Raw genomic sequence first — 15,874 nt, forward strand, 5'->3', positions numbered from 1 at the left:
TGCGCGGGGCGGAGGCTCCGCCGAATCGTAGTGTCCGCCCGCGGACGTCGCCACCCGCCCTCCCCCCGCGCCGGCGCACCGACCGCCGAACCGGCGCGTGGCGGCGGGGCATCGACGCCGGTCAGCGCGGTGCGGGGATCGGTTCCACGCCCGGGGGCAGGTTGCCGCCGTGGAGCTGGGTGATCAGCGTGTCGCGCAGGGCCCGGGCGCTGTGCGGCAGCGCGAGGTCGCGGCGGTGGGCCAGCGCGACCGTGCGTCGCAGCCCCGGGGCGGCGAACGGGGTGACGTGCAGGCGGGGGCGGCCGGCGACCACGATGCCGGGGACGACGGCGGCGCCGAGGCCGGCCTCGACGAGGCTCAGCACGGCGTCCATCTCGCCGCCCTCGACGGCGAAGGTCGGGGTGAAACCGGCCTGGCGACAGGCGTCCAGGGTGGCGTCGCGCAGGTCGTAGCCGGCGCGGAACATGACCAGCTGGTGGTCGGCCAGGTCGGTGACCCGGATGGTGCCGCCCACGCCGGGCAGGGGTCCGAGGGACGCGACGACCAGGTTCTCGCGGAGCAGCGGCTCGGCGGTCAGGCCGGCACCGTCCAGGTCGGGACCGGCGTTCGGGAGCACGACGAGGGCCAGGTCGAGTGCGCCGCGGGCCAGGTCGCGCACCAGGTCCTGTGATCCACTTTCCTCGATGTGGATCTCGACGCCGGGATGGTCGGCGTGGAAGCGGCGCAGCAGCGGCGGCACCAGCGACACGCACAGGCTCGGCGTGGCGCCGAGCCGGATCCGGCCGCGGCGCAGGCCGATGAGGTTCTGCACCTCGCGGTGGGCGGTGTCGAGGTCGGCGAGGATCCGGGTGGCGATCGGCAGCAGCACCTCGCCGGCCGGGGTCAGGGCGACGGCGGTCCCGCGCTCGAACAGGGCCGCGCCGAGGTCGGCCTCCAGCGCGTGGATCTGCTTGCTCAGCGACGGCTGCGTGATACCGACCCGGTCGGCAGCCCGGGTGAAGTGCCGCAGCTCGGCGACGGCCACGAACGATCGCAGCTGGGGAACCTGCATAGCCTGAGGCTATCGCACGGGCGAACAAGATGCATTGGACGAATCAGCGGTGCGTGCCTACCGTCGCAGGATGGCCATTGCGACCGCTCCCCTGCGCAGCTCCGTCGGCCTGAAGATCATCATGGCGGTGACCGGCGGGCTGCTCGTGCTGTTCCTGGTCGCCCACATGGTCGGCAACCTCAAGGTCTTCGTCGGGGAGTCCTCGTTCGACCACTACGCCCACTGGCTGCGGACCATCGGCGCGCCGGTGCTGCCCGCGTCGGCGTTCCTGTGGATCCAGCGCGTCGGGCTCCTCGTCGCGGTCGGCGCGCACCTCTGGTCGGCGACCGTGCTGACGGTGCGGGCGCGCCGGGCCCGCCCGGTGCGGTACGCCCACCGGCGGCCGGTGCAGGGCTCCTACTCCGCGCGCACCATGCGGTGGGGCGGGGTGATCATCGGCCTGTTCGTGGTCTACCACGTCCTCGACCTGACCGTCGGCACGCTGAACCCCGTCGCCGACCCGTCCCGGCCGTACGCGAACGTCGTCGCCGACTTCGCGCCGGAGCGGTGGCCGGTGACGCTGCTGTACACGCTGGCGGTCGTCGCGCTCGGCTTCCACCTGGCGCACGGCATCGACAGCGCGGTCCGCACGCTCGGGGGACGGCGCGGCGCACACGGGTTCGCCGTCGCCGTCTCCGCCCTGGTGTGCGCCGGCTTCCTGTCCGTCCCGTTCGCGGTCCTCACCGGAGTGGTCTCATGAGCCTGTACGTCGACGGCGACCCGATCGCCGACACCGCGACCCCCGACGGACCGATCGCCGACCGCTGGGAGCGCCGGCGGTTCACCGCCCGGCTGGTGAACCCCGCCAACCGGCGCCGGCTCTCGGTCATCGTGGTCGGCACGGGCCTCGCGGGCGGGTCCGCCGCGGCGACGCTCGGCGAGCTCGGCTACCGCGTCCGGTCGTACTGCTACCAGGACAGCCCGCGTCGTGCGCACTCGATCGCGGCGCAGGGCGGCATCAACGCCGCGAAGAACTACCGCAACGACGGGGACTCGGTGCGGCGGCTGTTCCACGACACCGTCAAGGGCGGCGACTTCCGCTCGCGGGAGTCCAACGTGCACCGGCTCGCCGAGATCTCGGTGGAGATCATCGACCAGTGCGTGGCGCAGGGCGTGCCGTTCGCCCGGGAGTACGGCGGGCTGCTCGACACCCGGTCGTTCGGTGGGGCGCAGGTCTCCCGCACGTTCTACGCCCGCGGGCAGACCGGCCAGCAGCTCCTCCTCGGCGCGTACCAGGCGCTGGAGCGCCAGGTCGCGGCCGGCACGGTCGAGGTGCACACCCGTCACGAGATGCTCGACCTGGTCGTCGAGGACGGTCGCGCCCGCGGCATCGTGGTCCGCGACCTGGTGACCGGCGAGGTGTCCACCGACGTGGCCGACGCCGTCGTCCTCGCGACCGGTGGGTACGGCAACGTGTTCCACCTGTCGACGAACGCCAAGGGCTGCAACGTGACCGCGACGTGGCGGGCCCACCGCAGGGGCGCGCTGTTCGCGAACCCGTGCTTCACGCAGATCCACCCGACGTGCATCCCGGTCTCCGGGTCGCACCAGTCGAAGCTCACGCTGATGAGCGAGTCGCTGCGCAACGACGGGCGCGTGTGGGTCCCGTCGAAGCCCGGCGACGGCCGCGACCCGCGCGACATCCCCGAGCACGAGCGCGACTACTACCTCGAACGGATCTACCCCGCGTTCGGCAACCTCGTGCCGCGCGACATCGCGTCGCGGGCCGCCAAGCACGTGTGCGACGAGGGCCGCGGCGTCGGCCCTGGCGGGCTCGGGGTGTACCTCGACTTCGCCGACGCGATCGGACGGCTCGGCCGGGCCGCGGTGGAGGCGAGATACGGCAACCTGTTCGAGATGTACGAGCGGATCACCGGCGAGGACCCGTACACGGTACCGATGCGGATCTATCCCGCCGTGCACTACACGATGGGAGGGCTCTGGGTCGACTACGACCTGCAGTCCACGGTCCCCGGGCTGTTCGTCATCGGCGAGGCCAACTTCTCCGACCACGGCGCCAACCGGCTCGGCGCGTCGGCGCTGATGCAGGGCCTCGCCGACGGCTACTTCGTGCTGCCGAACACGATCGGCGAGTACCTCGCCGACGGGCCGTTCCCGGCCGTCGCTCCGTCCACACTGGACGGTGCGCGGTCCGCCGTGACCGACCGGATCTCCGCCCTGCTCGCCGTCGACGGCGACCGGACCGTGGACTCGTTCCACCGGGAACTGGGCCGGGTCATGTGGGACCACTGCGGGATGGAGCGCACCGACGCCGGCCTGCGCACGGCGATCGAGCGGGTCCGCGCCCTGCGCGAGGAGTTCTGGACGCGCGTCCGGGTACCGGGATCGGCCGACGACCTCAACCAGAGCCTGGAGAAGGCCGGCCGGGTCGCCGACTTCCTCGAGCTGGCCGAGCTGATGTGCGTCGACGCCCTGCACCGCACCGAGTCGTGCGGTGGCCACTTCCGTGCCGAGAGCCAGACCGACGACGGCGAGGCCCGACGCGACGACGACCGGTTCAGCTACGTCGCCGCGTGGGAGTTCGCCGGAACCGGCGCACCCGTGCTGCACCGCGAGGCGCTCACCTTCGACCACGTCCACCCGACCCGGCGGAGCTACAAGTGAACCTGACCCTGCGCGTGTGGCGGCAGAAGGGCCCTGACGACAAGGGCCGCATGGTGTCCTACGACGTGCCGGACGTCTCGCCCGACATGTCGTTCCTCGAACTGCTCGACACGCTGAACGAGCGGCTGGTCCTGCGCGGCGAGGAGCCGGTCGCGTTCGACCACGACTGCCGCGAGGGCATCTGCGGCGCCTGCGGCGTCGTCATCGACGGCGTGGCCCACGGCCCCCGGAAGGCCACCGCCGCCTGCCAGCTGCACCTGCGGCACTTCCGTGACGGCGACACCATCGACGTCGAACCCTGGCGGGCCAGGGCGTTTCCGGTGGTCAAGGACCTGGTCGTCGACCGTGGCGCGTTCGACCGCATCATCCAGGCCGGCGGCTTCATCTCCGCGCCGACGGGCTCCGCCCCCGACGCACACGCCACGCCGGTGCCGAAGGACGACGCCGACCGCGCGTTCGAGTCGGCCGCCTGCATCGGGTGCGGCGCCTGCGTGGCGGCGTGCCCGAACGGCTCCGCGATGCTGTTCACCGCCGCGAAGGTCTCCCACCTCGGCCACCTGCCCCAGGGCCAGCCCGAACGGCGCTCGCGCGTGCTGGGCATGGTCGGTGCCCACGACGCCGAGGGGTTCGGCGGCTGCACCAACACCGGTGAGTGCACCGCCGTCTGCCCCAAGGGGATCCCGCTGTCGACGATCGCCGACCTGAACCGCGACTTCCGCGCGGCGGTCCGCTCCGCTCCCCCGATCCCCTCAGGTCGGCCCTCCCCCGGCCGATCGGGAACCCGGAGCTGACCAAGGGGAGATCGTCGTGAAGTACAGGCTTGTGACGCGCAGTGACTTCGACGGCCTGGTGTGCGCCACGCTTCTGAACCACCTGGACATGATCGACGAGATCGTCTTCGTGCATCCGAAGGACATGCAGGACGGCAAGGTCAAGATCACCCAGAACGACATCATCACGAACCTGCCGTACGTTCCCGGCGCGCACATGGTGTTCGACCACCACCACTCGGAGACGGTCCGCGTCGGCCCGCAGGCGAACCACATCATCGACCCGACAGCGCCGTCCGCCGCACGCGTCATCTACAACGAGTTCGGCGGTGCCGAGTTCTTCACCGACGTGCCGCTCGACCTCATGGAGGCCGTCGACAAGGCCGACTCGGCGCAGTACACCGTGGAGGAGATCCTCGACCCCACCGGCTGGACGCTGCTGAACTTCCTCATGGACAGCCGCACCGGGCTCGGGCGCTTCCGCGACTTCACCATCTCCAACTTCGAGCTGATGATGAAGCTCATCCACGCCTGCCACCAACTGGAGAGCGTCGACGAGATCCTGGCGATGAAGGACGTGCGCGAGCGGGCCGACCTGTTCCACGCGCACACCGAGCCGTTCATCGACCAGCTGCGACGGGTGAGCACCGTGCACGACGACGTCGTCGTGGTGGACCTGCGCGACGAGGACACCATCTACGCGGGCAACCGCTTCATGGTCTACGCGCTCTACCCCGGGGCCCGGGTCTCGATCCACGCATTGTGGGGCAGGAACCGGCAGAACACGGTGTTCGCGGTCGGAAAGTCCATTGTGGACCGGACCTCGCCGGTCGACATCGGCTCGATCATGCTCGAGTACGGCGGCGGAGGCCACCTCGCGGCCGGCACCTGCCAGGTCGACAACGACGACGCCGAACGAGTGCTCGCCGAGCTCATCCAGTCGCTGGCCCAGCCCCGCGTCCCGGCCTGACCCCCGCCGCGGCGGCGACCGCGCGGTGGCGCCGCGGCAGTTCCGGCGCGAAATTCGTTGACGTCGTTTTCGGCTACTCACGGTATCGTCCGTAGGGGTGGAGGATCCGCGTCCGTGACCGTCCGGGGCTTGGGCGGGCACCCTACGGTCGCGCACGCGCGAGGTTCACCGACGCTCACCGCGGGACAGGGGGGCGACGTGAACAGGGAAAACGCGCACAGCGTCGCCGCCGACGACAGGGGGGCGACGCCGCTCGCCCGTCCCCCGGATCCGCGCCAGCCCTTCGACACGCCGCACCGCCACCACGCCGCCCGTCACGCGCGGCCCCGGCTCACCGAGGGATCGGTTGTGCGCCGCCGGCTGACCGACCTCGTCGACGCCGGCGTGCGCCGGCTCGTCACGGTGGTCTGCGCCGGACCGGGGTGGGGCAAGACCGAACTCGCGGCGTCGTGGGCACCGACCTCGACGGACCCGGTGGCGTGGTTGACGGTCCGTCCCGACGACAACGACCGCACCCGGTTCTGGGCGCACGTGGTCGCGGCTCTGGACGGCCTCGACGCCATCGCCCCGGGCAGCACCCTGGCCAGGCTGGAACCGTCGACCGGCGTCACCGACGGGACGCTCGTCCGGATCCTGGACGGGCTCGACGAGCTCACGAAGCCCGTCGTCCTCGTCCTGGACGACTTCCACGAGCTGCGCCGCCGCCGGGTCCTCGACGACCTCGACGACCTGCTGCTCTACCCGCCGGAGGGGCTCCGGCTCCTCCTGCTCACCCGGTCCGAGCCCGCGCTGCGGCTGCACCGGCTGCGCCTCGCCGGGGACATCGCCGAGATCCGGGCGCCCGACCTCGCGTTCCGGGAGGACGAGGCGACGCTGCTGTTCGCCCACCGGGAGCTGCGGGTGACCTGCGACGACCTGGCCCACGTGCTCGAACGCACCGAGGGGTGGGCGGCCGGTCTGCAGCTCGCCGCCGCGTCCCTCGCGGGCGGCCGGCGCGGGAGACCGGTCGACGGGCTCGCCGGCGACGACGGCGTCACCGACTACCTGACCCGCGAGGTGCTGACCGACCTGCCCCCGAACGTCCGGCGCTTCCTGATGCGCACGAGCGTCTTCGACGAGGTGTGCGCCGACCTGGCCACGGCGGTCACCGGCGAACCGTACAGCCAGCGGATCCTCGAGGACCTGGAGCGGGCGAACGCCTTCGTCCAGGGGCTCGGCTCGTCACCCCGGTGGTTCCGGTACCACCCGCTGCTGCGCGACGTCCTGCGGCACGAGCTCGCCGTCGAGTCGCCCGGCGCTGTTCCGGAGCTGCACCGGCAGGCGGCGCGGTGGTACCACGGGCAGAACGCCGTGATCGAGTCGCTGCGGCACGCGGCCGCCGCCCGCGACTGGATCCACCTCGGCCGGCTGGCGGTCATGTGGCTGCCCGTCGTGGTCTCGGCCGACCGCGCGGCATTCGTCGCCGTGCTCCGGCAGATCCCGCCCAACGAGATGTCGACGAGCGTGGAGCTGCTGCTGTCGGCCATGCTGGTGCAGTACACCGCCGGCGACTACGCCGACGTGCCGCGGCGCATCGCGCAGGCGCGCGACCTGCTCGGCCGCCCGTCGGGCCGGGGCACGCTCGCCGTCGAGGTGGCCCTGCTGACGATCGAGGCGGCGATCACCGCCCGGCGGCGGGGCGACATGCCGGCCCTGGTCGACGCCGCGACCGGCACCCTCGCCCGGCTGGCACACGCCCGCTTCGCGGAGCTGCCCGCGCTGCTGCAGTACCGGGCCATCGCGCTGTGCCACAAGGGCATGGGCCTGCTCTGGAGCGGCCACCCCGGCCGGGCCGACCGGTACCTGTGGGCCGCCCTGACCGCGTCCCGCGGGGTGGGCCTGGTCCTGGTCGAGATCAACGCGCTCGGATACCTGGCGCTGCTGGCGGTGACCCGCGGCTCGGTCAGCGAGGCGTACGAACACGCGGCCCACGCCGTCGACCTGGCCGACCGTCGCGGCGCCCGGGGCGCGACACAGGCCGTCCCGGCGCACCTCGCGCTGGCCCTGGCGGAGCTGGAACACACGAACCGGCCGGAGGCGGAGCGGGCGTTCCAGGAGGGCTTCGACGCGCACCGCGGCGAGCCCGATGTGACCCATGTGCTGCTGTCGTCGCTGGTCAGGGCGCGTCTGCTGGTGGCCGGCGGAGACCTCGACGCCGCCCGCGGTGAGCTGCGCCGGGCCCGGTCCGGCGCGGCCGCGACGATGGTAGCGCCGGCCCTGGACCGGTGGCACCGCCTCACCGAGTCCGAGGTCGACCTGCTCTCCGGCCACGCCGAGGCCGTCGTCGCGCGGTACGGACGCCACACCGACAGCCTCCTGCCGTCCGAGACGGTGTGCCTGGCCCGGGCGGAACTGGCGATCGGCGGCCTCGACCTGGCGGAGGCCCTCGCCGCCCGGGCCCGCGCCGCCGCGCCCGCCGGCCTGGTCGCGGTGTGGTCGTGGGCGGTCACCGCGCTCGTCGCCGACGCGCAGGGCCACGGGAACCGGTCGGCCGACGCGCTGGCGAACGCGGTGCGCATCGCGCAGCGGGAAGGTGCCCGCCGCCCGCTCGTGAGCCTCGGCGAGCGGCGGTTGACCGCCCTCCTGGAGCGGCAGCGCTGGCTGTTCCGCGAGAACGCGAACTTCGTCGCCGACGTGCTGGCGGAGTCCACGACCGCCCGCCCGGCGCCGGCCGTCTCCCCGCAGACCGACCTCAGCGACCGCGAACTGGAGGTCCTGCGGTACCTGCCGACCGTGCTCACGGCCGCGGAGATCGCGGTCGAGCTGCGCGTGTCGGTCAACACGGTCAAGGCGCACCTGCGGGCGATCTACCGCAAGCTCGACGTCACCCGCCGCCGCGAGGCGGTCGTCCGCGCCCGCGAGCTGGGCCTGATCTGACCCCTGCCGCGCCGCGTCCTCGCGGCAGGCGCGGCCCGGGAGGGACGGGTCAGCCGCCGGAGACCGGCATCACCCCGACCGCGTGCTGGACACCCACCACGAACTCGAGCGCGCTCAACGCGTTCCACGTCTCCGGCCCGACGATGCCGTCGACCCCGATCCGGGCCCACGTCTGGAACGCGCGCACCGACGTCTCGGTGTTGCCGCCGAAGTCGCCGTCGACGCCCTGCGGGGTGGTCCTCCAGAGGTCGTACGCGCCCATCGTCAGGATCGTCTGCAGGTTCCTCACGACGTCGCCCTTCGAGCCCCGCTGCAGCACCGGCATCGGCAGCCCGGTCGGCAGCGCCTGCCAGGTGGCCTCGTCGACGACGCCGGTCACCGGAAGGCCGGCCTGCTTCTGGAAGTCCTTCGTGGCGGCCTCGGTGAGCGGCCCGAACTCGCCGTCGACCGCCAGACCGAGGTTGGGTGTGCGACGCAGGGCCCGCTGCGCCTGCGCGACGGCGTCGCCTTCGTCGCCGTTCTTCACGGTCGGCATGCCGGGGTTGGCCATGGTCAGCCTCCGTTCGGGGTGGGTGGGGGTTCGGGAGGAGCCGAAGCGACCGCCAGGCGCGTCGTCCGCGAGGCGCCGATCACCTCGACCCCTTCGGTGCCGGTGAAGCCGACAAGATCCAGCTGGACGCTGTACTCCGCCGACCCGTCGCCGGCACCGGGATCCGTGACCGTGCCGACGACCTGGATGCCGTGGTACTGCGGCCGGCTGACGTACGTCAGCGGAACCAGCGTCACCTCGGTGCCCGCCGTCGGACGCGTCCCGCTGACGACGAGGGTCGGTCGGGGCGGATAGATCATCAGCGAGATGATGTCGACGCGGTCGAAGTCGATGAGCCGGCCGGGTTCCATCGCGTCACTCACGCATAGATGCATACCGTTGTCCGGGCCGCCGGGCAATCCTTTGTCAGATCGGCGCCACGGCGAGGACGTGCGCGGCCCACGGCGCCAGGTCGACGAACAGACCGGCGGACGCGAGGTCGTCACCGTCGCGGTCGTAGACGGCGCCGTCGAGCAGGTCGGTGAGCCGCCACCGCCGGCCCCGCACCGCGGTCCACGGCAGCGCGACGCGGCCCTGCGACCGGTGCGCCGCGAGGTTCACGGCGACCACGTGGCGCGGCACGGCGTCGTGCCAGGCCCAGGCGAGCACGTCGCGGTGGGTCGGGTTGTCCGGCCAGCCGTCGACGTCGAGCAGCGTCCAGTCGCCCCGACGGACGGCGACGGCCGCCGGCACCAGCCGGTGGTAGAACCCGCGCAGGTCGTCGTCGGCCGGCTCGTCCGGGCGCCGCCCGAGAAACACCGGCAGGTGGGTCCGCCGGCCCTCGAACTGCCCCTCGTGCCACAGCGTGGCTCCGGGCAGCGTCGCGACCGCGACGGCGGCCGCGCGGTCGCGGCCGCCGGGCAGCGCCGTCGCCGCGCGCGGCTCGTCGTGGTTCTCGATGAAACGGATCAGCTTGCGCTGGTAGTCGGGTCCGGCTCCGAGGTGACCGCGCACAGCGGCCGCGTCCTCGTGTGCGAGCCGGTCGTAGAGCCGCTTGTCGTAGCAGAACTGGAAGCCCTGCTGCTGCAGCGTCCACTCCAGGTCCCAGTAGGCCTCGGCGATGAGGACGGCGTCGGGGTGGCGACCGCGCACCGCCGCCACGACCGTGGGCCAGAACTCCTCGGCCGGCGCGTCGCCGACGTAGGCGCCCCAGGTCTTGCCGAACACGTCGTTGGTGACGAGCATCGCCATGTCGCAGCGGACGCCGTCGCACTGGTCGAGGATGTCGGCGAGCGTGTCGACGGTCGCCTGGCGCAGCTCGGGGCGGAACGCGTTGAGCTGGACGACATCCGGCCACGGCGGGAAGAACGGGTCGCGGCCCCGGGCGATCACGTGGCCGCCCACCGCGATCCAGCCGGCCGGGTCGCGGGCGAGGTCGTCGGCGTCACCCGACACGAACCACTCCGGGTGCCCGGTGACGGCCGGATGGTCGGGCGCCACGTGGTTCGGCACGTAGTCGAGGACCAGGTGCAGCCCGCACCGCGCCAGCTCGTGCCGCGCCGCCGCCAGCCCGGCCGGGCCGCCGAGGCGCCCGTCGACGACGTACCGGCGCACGCAGTACGGCGAGCCGACCACGTCGCCGGGCGCGAGGTCCGGCAGCGCGCGCCGGAACGCGTCCCGGAGCCCGGGGTTCCGCAGGGCGATGTCCAGCCCGGCCGGGCTGCGCTCCCAGACGCCCATGAGCCACACCGCGTCGGTGCCCGGCGGCGCGAGCGCGTCCCAGACCTCCGGTGGCACGTCGGCGAGCGTCACCGGCGCGCCGAGCCGCCGCCCCAGATCCTCCAGCCACGGCCAGGTGTCGACCTCGTAGATCACGGGACGGTCGGGCCAGCCGGTCATCATGACTCCTGTGGGGTGCGCTTCCGACGGACGCCGGGCAGTCCCTCCGCGAGCAGGGCCGGTCCGGTGAGACCGGCGAACAGGTTCGGGAACACCGCCACCAGCCCGGTCCACCCGGTCTGATGCGAGGCACCCAGCCCCGCGCCGTTGTCACCGTGAAAATACTCGGAGAACGTCACGAGGTCGCGCCAGTGCCGGTCCTCGGCGAACACGGACTGGCCGCCGTGACACGGGCGGTGGCCGCCGGCGTCCGGAAGGAAGATCCGGGTCAGCCGGTCGGAGATCTCCCGGGCCACCTCGAACAGCGTCAGCTCGCGGCCCGACCCGGTGGGGCACTCGACGGTGAACCGGTCGCCGTAGGCGACGTACAGGTTCAGCAGCGCGCGGATCATCAGCGCGTTCATCGGGAACCACACCGGGCCGCGCCAGTTCGAGTTCCCGCCGAACATGGCGGTGTCGGACTCGGCCGGCAGGTAGGAGACCCGGTACCGCCGGCCATCGACCTCCAGGCAGTACGGATGCTCAGCGTGGTGACGCGACAGCGAGCGGATCCCGTACGGGCTGAGAAACTCGTCCTCGTCGAGCAGGTGCGCGAGGATCCGGCGCAGCCGTTGCTCGTCGAAGAGGGCCAGCACGTGGTGGCCCCGTTCACCCTTGAACCGGCCCGGGGTCAGCACCGACCCGACGCTCGGGTGCCGGGCGACGAACGCCCGCACCTCCTCCAGCAGCTCGGGGTAGCGCTCGGTGATCCGCGGGCTGAACACCGTCGCCGCCGCGAGCGGCAGGAGCCCGACCATCGAGCGCACCCGCATCCGGGTGGCACTGCCGTCGGGCAGGCGGAGCAGGTCGTAGAAGAAGCCGTCCTCCTCGTCCCACATGCTCTCGGCCTTGCCCACCGACCGGTTGACCGCGACCGCGATCCACGCGAAGTGCTCGAAGAACGTCAGCGCCTGTTCCAGGTAGGTCCGGTCCTCGGCGGCCAGCTCCAGCGCGATCTGGAGCATGTTCTGGCTGTAGAAGGCCATCCACGCGGTGCCGTCGGCCTGGTCGAGGTGGCCGCCGGTGGGCAACGGCGCGCTGCGGTCGAAGACGCCGATGTTGTCCAGGCCGAGGAAGCCGCCCTGGAAGACGTTGCGGCCGTCGACGTCCTTGCGGTTGACCCACCAGGTGAAGTTCTTCGCCAGCTTGTGGAACGCGGTCTCCAGCCAGGCGCGGTCACCGCGGCCGGTGGTGGCCTTCTCCAGCTCGTACACCAGGTACGTCGCCCACGCGTGCACGGGCGGGTTGACGTCGCCGAAGTTCCACTCGTACGCCGGGATCTGGCCGTTGGGGTGCATGAAGCGCCGGCTCAGCAACAGGTTCAGCTGGTGTTTGGCGAACGTGACGTCGACGAGCCCGAGAACCACCGCGTGGAAGGCGAGGTCCCAGGCGGCGAACCACGGGTACTCCCAGGTGTCGGGCATCGCGATGATGTCGTCGCTGACCAGGTGGAACCAGTCGCCGTTGCGGACGTCGCGGGCGTCGAGCGCGTCGACGCCGTGCCCGGTGAGCCAGCGCTCGACGTCGTAGCCGAAGTACTGCTTGCTCCACAGCATCCCGGCGAGCGCCTGGCGCACGACCGACCGTTCGGCGTCGCCGAGCTCCGGAGCGAGCAGGCCCGCGTAGAACTCGTCGGCCTCGGCGTGACGCCGCTCGACGATCCGGTCGAACGCGGCGGTCGAGAAGCCGGCCGTCGGCGCGCGGACGGCGGCGATGCCGGCCTCCGCCGGATCGTCGGTCAGCCGCACCCGCACCGTGCTCGACCCGCCGGGTGGCAGCAGCAGCGGGATGTCGACGGCGACCTTCGTCCCGGTTCCGTGCGGGTTCACCGCACCGGTACAACCCCGCACGACGTACGCGTCGACGCCGTCCTTGACGTACGGGGACGCGTTCGGGGTGCCGAAGAGCCGCTCGGTGTTGGTGTCGTTGTCGGTGAACAGCAGCCGTTCGGCGCCCAGGCACAGCAGCCACCGGTCACCGATCCGCTCGTGCGTCGCGGCGACGACGGTGGCGTCGGGGAACCCGGTCACCTCGCGCAGCTGCGGCCGGGCCGACCCGTCGTTCCAGGTGTTGCGGAACCACAGCGTCGGCAGCAGGCGCAGCTCGGCCTCCTCCGGTCCCCGGTTGTACGCCGTGATCCGCAGCAGCACGTCCTCGGGTGCGGCCTTGGCGTACTCGACCACCACGTCGAAGTAGCGGCTGTCGGCGAGCACACCGGTGTCGAGCAGTTCGTACTCGAACTCGTGGCGGCCGCGGGCCCGGTTGGTGGCGGCCAGGTCGTCGTACGGGAACGCGCGCTGCGGGTACTTGTACAGCATCCGCATGTACGAGTGGGTCGGCGTGTTGTCCTGGAAGAAGTAGTACTCCTTGACGTCCTCGCCGTGGTTGCCCTCGGCGTTGGTGACGCCGAAGAAGCGCTCCTTGAGGATCGGGTCGCGGCCGTTCCACATGGCGACGGCCAGGCAGAGGTGCTGCCCGTCGTCGCTGATGCCGGCGATGCCGTCCTCGCCCCACCGGTAGGCGCGGGAGCGGGCCTGGTCGTGGCTGACGTAGCCCCACGCGTCGCCGCCGGCGCTGTAGTCCTCCCGGACGGTGCCCCACTGCCGGTCGCTCAGGTACGGGCCCCATCGACGCCACGGCGCACCGGTCGCGTCGGCTTCCAGGAGACGGCGGCGTTCGGCGTCAGGCGCGAGGTCGCTCATGTCGAGACATGCTCCGACGGCACGCCGGCGAGCACGTCATCCGTACGGGATGACGCGGCGGGGCGATCACGGTGGCGCGGACCGGTCCGGGGTGGCCACGACCCGGATCACCGTGGTCCGGGCCAGCTTGTCGTGCACGCCCTGGCGGCGGCGGTCGACGAGCGACCACACCGCGCCGATCGGCACGTACGCCAGCAGCATCGCCCGGACGACCGACGAGACCCACCCGACCGGCCGGCCGTTCACGCGCACGACCCGCACCCCGAGCAGCGCCATGCCGGGCGTCCGGCCGGCGAGTCCCCAGAAGACCAGGCTGTAGACGGCCAGGAACGCCGGCGTGAGCAGCACGAGGAACGGCAGGACGGCCCGCACGAGGTCCCGCGGCTCGGCGACGAGGCCGACGCTCACCAGCGCGAGCACGGCCGCCGTGCCGCTGACGCACGCCGTGACGACGACGAGGTCGACCACGTAGGCGACGGCCCGGCTGACGAGCCCCGCGTACTCGCGGTGCGAGGGCCCGGTCACGGCGGCTCGGAGATCTGTACCGCGCCGTCGTCCGGTGACGGCACGGGGTCCGGATCCGGTGCCGGTGCGGGCTTTCGCCGCAGGATCCGGGACGTCCACCGGTCGACGGTCGCGTCGCCGATCGTCGCGCTCGACCGGATGTGGGCGACGACGTCGTCGACGATGCCCTCCCGCTGCCCCCGCACCAGCGACCGCACCCGGTCGGGCTCGGCCTCCAGCATCGCGAGGACGTCGTCGAGGACGCTGCTGACCAGGGGACGCAGCACCCGGTTGATCTGCAGGTCGATCACCCGGTTGACGATGGGTGACGTGGCGACCGCCGTTCCGGCGGCGTCGAGGACGCCCTCGGCCCAGCGCCGGCTCCGCTCCCGCTGTTCCGTGCCCCGCTGTGCGACGTCGGCGAGCCGGTCGCGGGCCTGCCCGCCGAGGCGCGCCGCCCGGTCCGGTCCGTCCGAGGCGGTCCGGGTCGCGGCGCGCCGCGCGGCACCGACGAGCGCGGCGGCGGCGCCCGCGGCACCGATGGTCGCACCCACCGCGAGGTCCGGCAGGAACCACTCCCGCGTCCCGGATCCCGCTGTCGCCCCCGGCGGTGGTGGCGGCGGCGGTAGCGGTTCCGGTGGGAGTGGCGGCGGCGGGAGCGCGGGCGTCGTGGCGGGAACGGCCGGCGGTGCCGGTTCCGACAGGTCCGTCCGCACCTCGACCACCTCGGGGTGCGCGCCGTTGTCCGCGGTGGGTGCCACGGCACGCCGTGGCCGGACCGGTCCGATAGCCATCGGGTGCCGCCTTCCCTGGGTCGACTGCCGGCACCATGGCACCGGCGGATCCGCGTCGCTTCATCCGGCGCGGGTGAGGCAACCGGTCAGATGCCGAGCAGCTTCGCCTTGGCCGCCGCGAACTCCTGGTCGTCGAGGACCCCGCGGTCGTGCAGCTCGGTCAGCTCGGCCAGCTGCGTGGAGAGGTCGTTCTGGGCCGGCGGTGGCGGCGGCGGGTAGCCCGGCGGCGGGTACTGGCCGCCGTAGCCCCGCGGCGGATACGGTGCGGACCCGTGCGCCTGTGCGCGTACCGCCTGCCGCCGGGTGACCCGGTTCGACACGGCGGTGGCGGTCCCCGCGACGACCGCGGTGCGGGCGATGCCCCGGAGAAGTCCCATCACTCCCCCTTACGCGCCGAGCGGCCGGCTGCCGAGAACCGCGAGGGCCTCGGCGACCGCCTGGGAGGGGACGCGCGCGATGTCGACGAGCTCGCCACCGGCCCGGCGGGCCGCACCGGCGAACCGCGCCGCCCACGTGTTCTCGAAGACGAGCAGCAGCGCCGACGTGTTGGGCTCCAGCGTGCCGCCGACCTCGTCGACGTCCTCGGCGTCGAGCAGGCCGACGCCGGGGCTGCCGTCGACCACGACGAACGCGGGCCGCATGTCCGGCCCCAGGTCGCCGATCTCGAGGGAGCTCACGGTCCCGTCCTCGGAACGGGAGACGAACAGCGCGTCGAGGATGCGCACGGTGCCGGCCTGGGCGAGGTCGAGCAGGGCCGGCGCGACCTCGCCGGTGAACTTGTTGCCGGTGAACCTGATGACCGCCAGATCGACCGGTCCGACGTCGGTCAACGTCTCGTCCATGTGGATGCCCTCCATCGTGGGTTGTGTGCGGCGCCGGCCGGCCGCCCGGATCGCGGCCATGGCGGCCCAGAGGATCGCGACGGTGGCACCGATCCTGGCGACGGCCACCGCCGTGTCGCGCCGGCTGACTCTGGTGCGTTGACGCTGGAACATCGGGTGCCCGTGCCTTCCGTGTGGATGCGACCGCTCCATCC

The 15,874-nt window shown here is 72.8% G+C and carries 14 protein-coding genes; 5 read left to right on the forward strand and 9 right to left on the reverse strand.

All coding sequences use genetic code 11. From position 1 onward, the window contains the following. Positions 1-121 precede the first annotated feature (121 nt). Positions 122-1,051 carry a LysR family transcriptional regulator gene (locus Voc01_RS17115; protein WP_203928436.1) on the reverse strand — a complete coding sequence of 310 codons (930 nt, stop codon included), beginning with the start codon at positions 1,049-1,051 and terminating at the stop codon, positions 122-124. Between the two features lie 70 nt (positions 1,052-1,121). On the opposite strand from Voc01_RS17115, the gene Voc01_RS17120 reads away from it, so the two are divergent. The 5 genes from Voc01_RS17120 (at position 1,122) to Voc01_RS17140 (ending at position 8,371) form a co-directional block, all read left to right on the forward strand. Beyond that, the gene (locus tag Voc01_RS17120; protein ID WP_203928437.1) at positions 1,122-1,790 is read left to right on the forward strand and encodes a succinate dehydrogenase cytochrome b subunit; all 669 of its coding nucleotides are present in this window, start codon (positions 1,122-1,124) and stop codon (positions 1,788-1,790) included. Then, positions 1,787-3,715 carry a fumarate reductase/succinate dehydrogenase flavoprotein subunit gene (locus Voc01_RS17125; RefSeq protein ID WP_203928438.1) on the forward strand — a complete coding sequence of 643 codons (1,929 nt, stop codon included), beginning with the start codon at positions 1,787-1,789 and terminating at the stop codon, positions 3,713-3,715. The genes Voc01_RS17120 and Voc01_RS17125 overlap by 4 nt, the downstream gene beginning before the upstream one ends. Further along, positions 3,712-4,506, forward strand: coding sequence for a succinate dehydrogenase/fumarate reductase iron-sulfur subunit (locus Voc01_RS17130; RefSeq protein WP_203928439.1), 795 nt, complete (start codon positions 3,712-3,714; stop codon positions 4,504-4,506). Before Voc01_RS17125 ends, Voc01_RS17130 begins: the two co-directional genes overlap by 4 nt. 16 nt (positions 4,507-4,522) lie before the next feature. After that, the gene (locus Voc01_RS17135; RefSeq protein WP_203928440.1) at positions 4,523-5,455 is read left to right on the forward strand and encodes an exopolyphosphatase; all 933 of its coding nucleotides are present in this window, start codon (positions 4,523-4,525) and stop codon (positions 5,453-5,455) included. A 198-nt stretch (positions 5,456-5,653) separates the two neighbouring features. Further along, positions 5,654-8,371: a winged helix-turn-helix domain-containing protein gene (locus Voc01_RS17140; protein ID WP_203928441.1), complete on the forward strand. Its 2,718-nt coding sequence runs from the start codon at positions 5,654-5,656 to the stop codon at positions 8,369-8,371. 49 nt (positions 8,372-8,420) lie between these two features. On the opposite strand, the gene Voc01_RS17145 is transcribed toward Voc01_RS17140, so the two are convergent. From Voc01_RS17145 to Voc01_RS17175, 8 genes are all read right to left on the reverse strand, one after another. Continuing rightward, positions 8,421-8,921, reverse strand: coding sequence for a peptidoglycan-binding domain-containing protein (locus tag Voc01_RS17145; RefSeq protein ID WP_203928442.1), 501 nt, complete (start codon positions 8,919-8,921; stop codon positions 8,421-8,423). A 2-nt stretch (positions 8,922-8,923) separates the two neighbouring features. Beyond that, positions 8,924-9,283 carry a hypothetical protein gene (locus Voc01_RS17150; RefSeq protein WP_203928443.1) on the reverse strand — a complete coding sequence of 120 codons (360 nt, stop codon included), beginning with the start codon at positions 9,281-9,283 and terminating at the stop codon, positions 8,924-8,926. A 43-nt stretch (positions 9,284-9,326) separates the two neighbouring features. After that, positions 9,327-10,799: an alpha-amylase family protein gene (locus Voc01_RS17155; RefSeq protein WP_203928444.1), complete on the reverse strand. Its 1,473-nt coding sequence runs from the start codon at positions 10,797-10,799 to the stop codon at positions 9,327-9,329. After that, complete coding sequence (locus tag Voc01_RS17160; protein WP_203928445.1) at positions 10,799-13,540, reverse strand: MGH1-like glycoside hydrolase domain-containing protein; 2,742 nt, start codon at positions 13,538-13,540, stop codon at positions 10,799-10,801. The genes Voc01_RS17155 and Voc01_RS17160 overlap by 1 nt, the downstream gene beginning before the upstream one ends. A 66-nt stretch (positions 13,541-13,606) precedes the next feature. Further along, positions 13,607-14,065: an RDD family protein gene (locus tag Voc01_RS53115; RefSeq protein WP_239160259.1), complete on the reverse strand. Its 459-nt coding sequence runs from the start codon at positions 14,063-14,065 to the stop codon at positions 13,607-13,609. Further along, positions 14,062-14,838: a hypothetical protein gene (locus tag Voc01_RS53120; protein ID WP_239160260.1), complete on the reverse strand. Its 777-nt coding sequence runs from the start codon at positions 14,836-14,838 to the stop codon at positions 14,062-14,064. Before Voc01_RS53120 ends, Voc01_RS53115 begins: the two co-directional genes overlap by 4 nt. 86 nt (positions 14,839-14,924) lie before the next feature. Then, positions 14,925-15,215 carry an SHOCT domain-containing protein gene (locus tag Voc01_RS17170; RefSeq protein ID WP_203928446.1) on the reverse strand — a complete coding sequence of 97 codons (291 nt, stop codon included), beginning with the start codon at positions 15,213-15,215 and terminating at the stop codon, positions 14,925-14,927. A gap of 9 nt (positions 15,216-15,224) precedes the next feature. Beyond that, a complete protein-coding gene (locus Voc01_RS17175; RefSeq protein ID WP_203928447.1) occupies positions 15,225-15,833 on the reverse strand; it encodes a DUF6325 family protein in 609 nt (202 codons plus the stop codon). Positions 15,834-15,874 lie beyond the last annotated feature (41 nt).

This window comes from Virgisporangium ochraceum (assembly GCF_016863655.1).
Taxonomy (GTDB): Bacteria; Actinomycetota; Actinomycetes; order Mycobacteriales; family Micromonosporaceae; genus Virgisporangium; species Virgisporangium ochraceum.

Excerpts from the sequence above, each read along its gene's own strand:
- Voc01_RS17125 (WP_203928438.1), top strand. The coding sequence starts at position 1,787 with ATGAGCCTGTACGTCGACGGCGACCCGATCGCCGACACCGCGACCCCC.
- Voc01_RS17175 (WP_203928447.1), bottom strand. The coding sequence starts at position 15,833 with ATGTTCCAGCGTCAACGCACCAGAGTCAGCCGGCGCGACACGGCGGTG.
- Voc01_RS17115 (WP_203928436.1), bottom strand. The coding sequence starts at position 1,051 with ATGCAGGTTCCCCAGCTGCGATCGTTCGTGGCCGTCGCCGAGCTGCGG.
- Voc01_RS53120 (WP_239160260.1), bottom strand. The coding sequence starts at position 14,838 with ATGGCTATCGGACCGGTCCGGCCACGGCGTGCCGTGGCACCCACCGCG.
- Voc01_RS17120 (WP_203928437.1), top strand. The coding sequence starts at position 1,122 with ATGGCCATTGCGACCGCTCCCCTGCGCAGCTCCGTCGGCCTGAAGATC.
- Voc01_RS17145 (WP_203928442.1), bottom strand. The coding sequence starts at position 8,921 with ATGGCCAACCCCGGCATGCCGACCGTGAAGAACGGCGACGAAGGCGAC.
- Voc01_RS17170 (WP_203928446.1), bottom strand. The coding sequence starts at position 15,215 with ATGGGACTTCTCCGGGGCATCGCCCGCACCGCGGTCGTCGCGGGGACC.
- Voc01_RS17155 (WP_203928444.1), bottom strand. The coding sequence starts at position 10,799 with ATGACCGGCTGGCCCGACCGTCCCGTGATCTACGAGGTCGACACCTGG.
- Voc01_RS17160 (WP_203928445.1), bottom strand. The coding sequence starts at position 13,540 with ATGAGCGACCTCGCGCCTGACGCCGAACGCCGCCGTCTCCTGGAAGCC.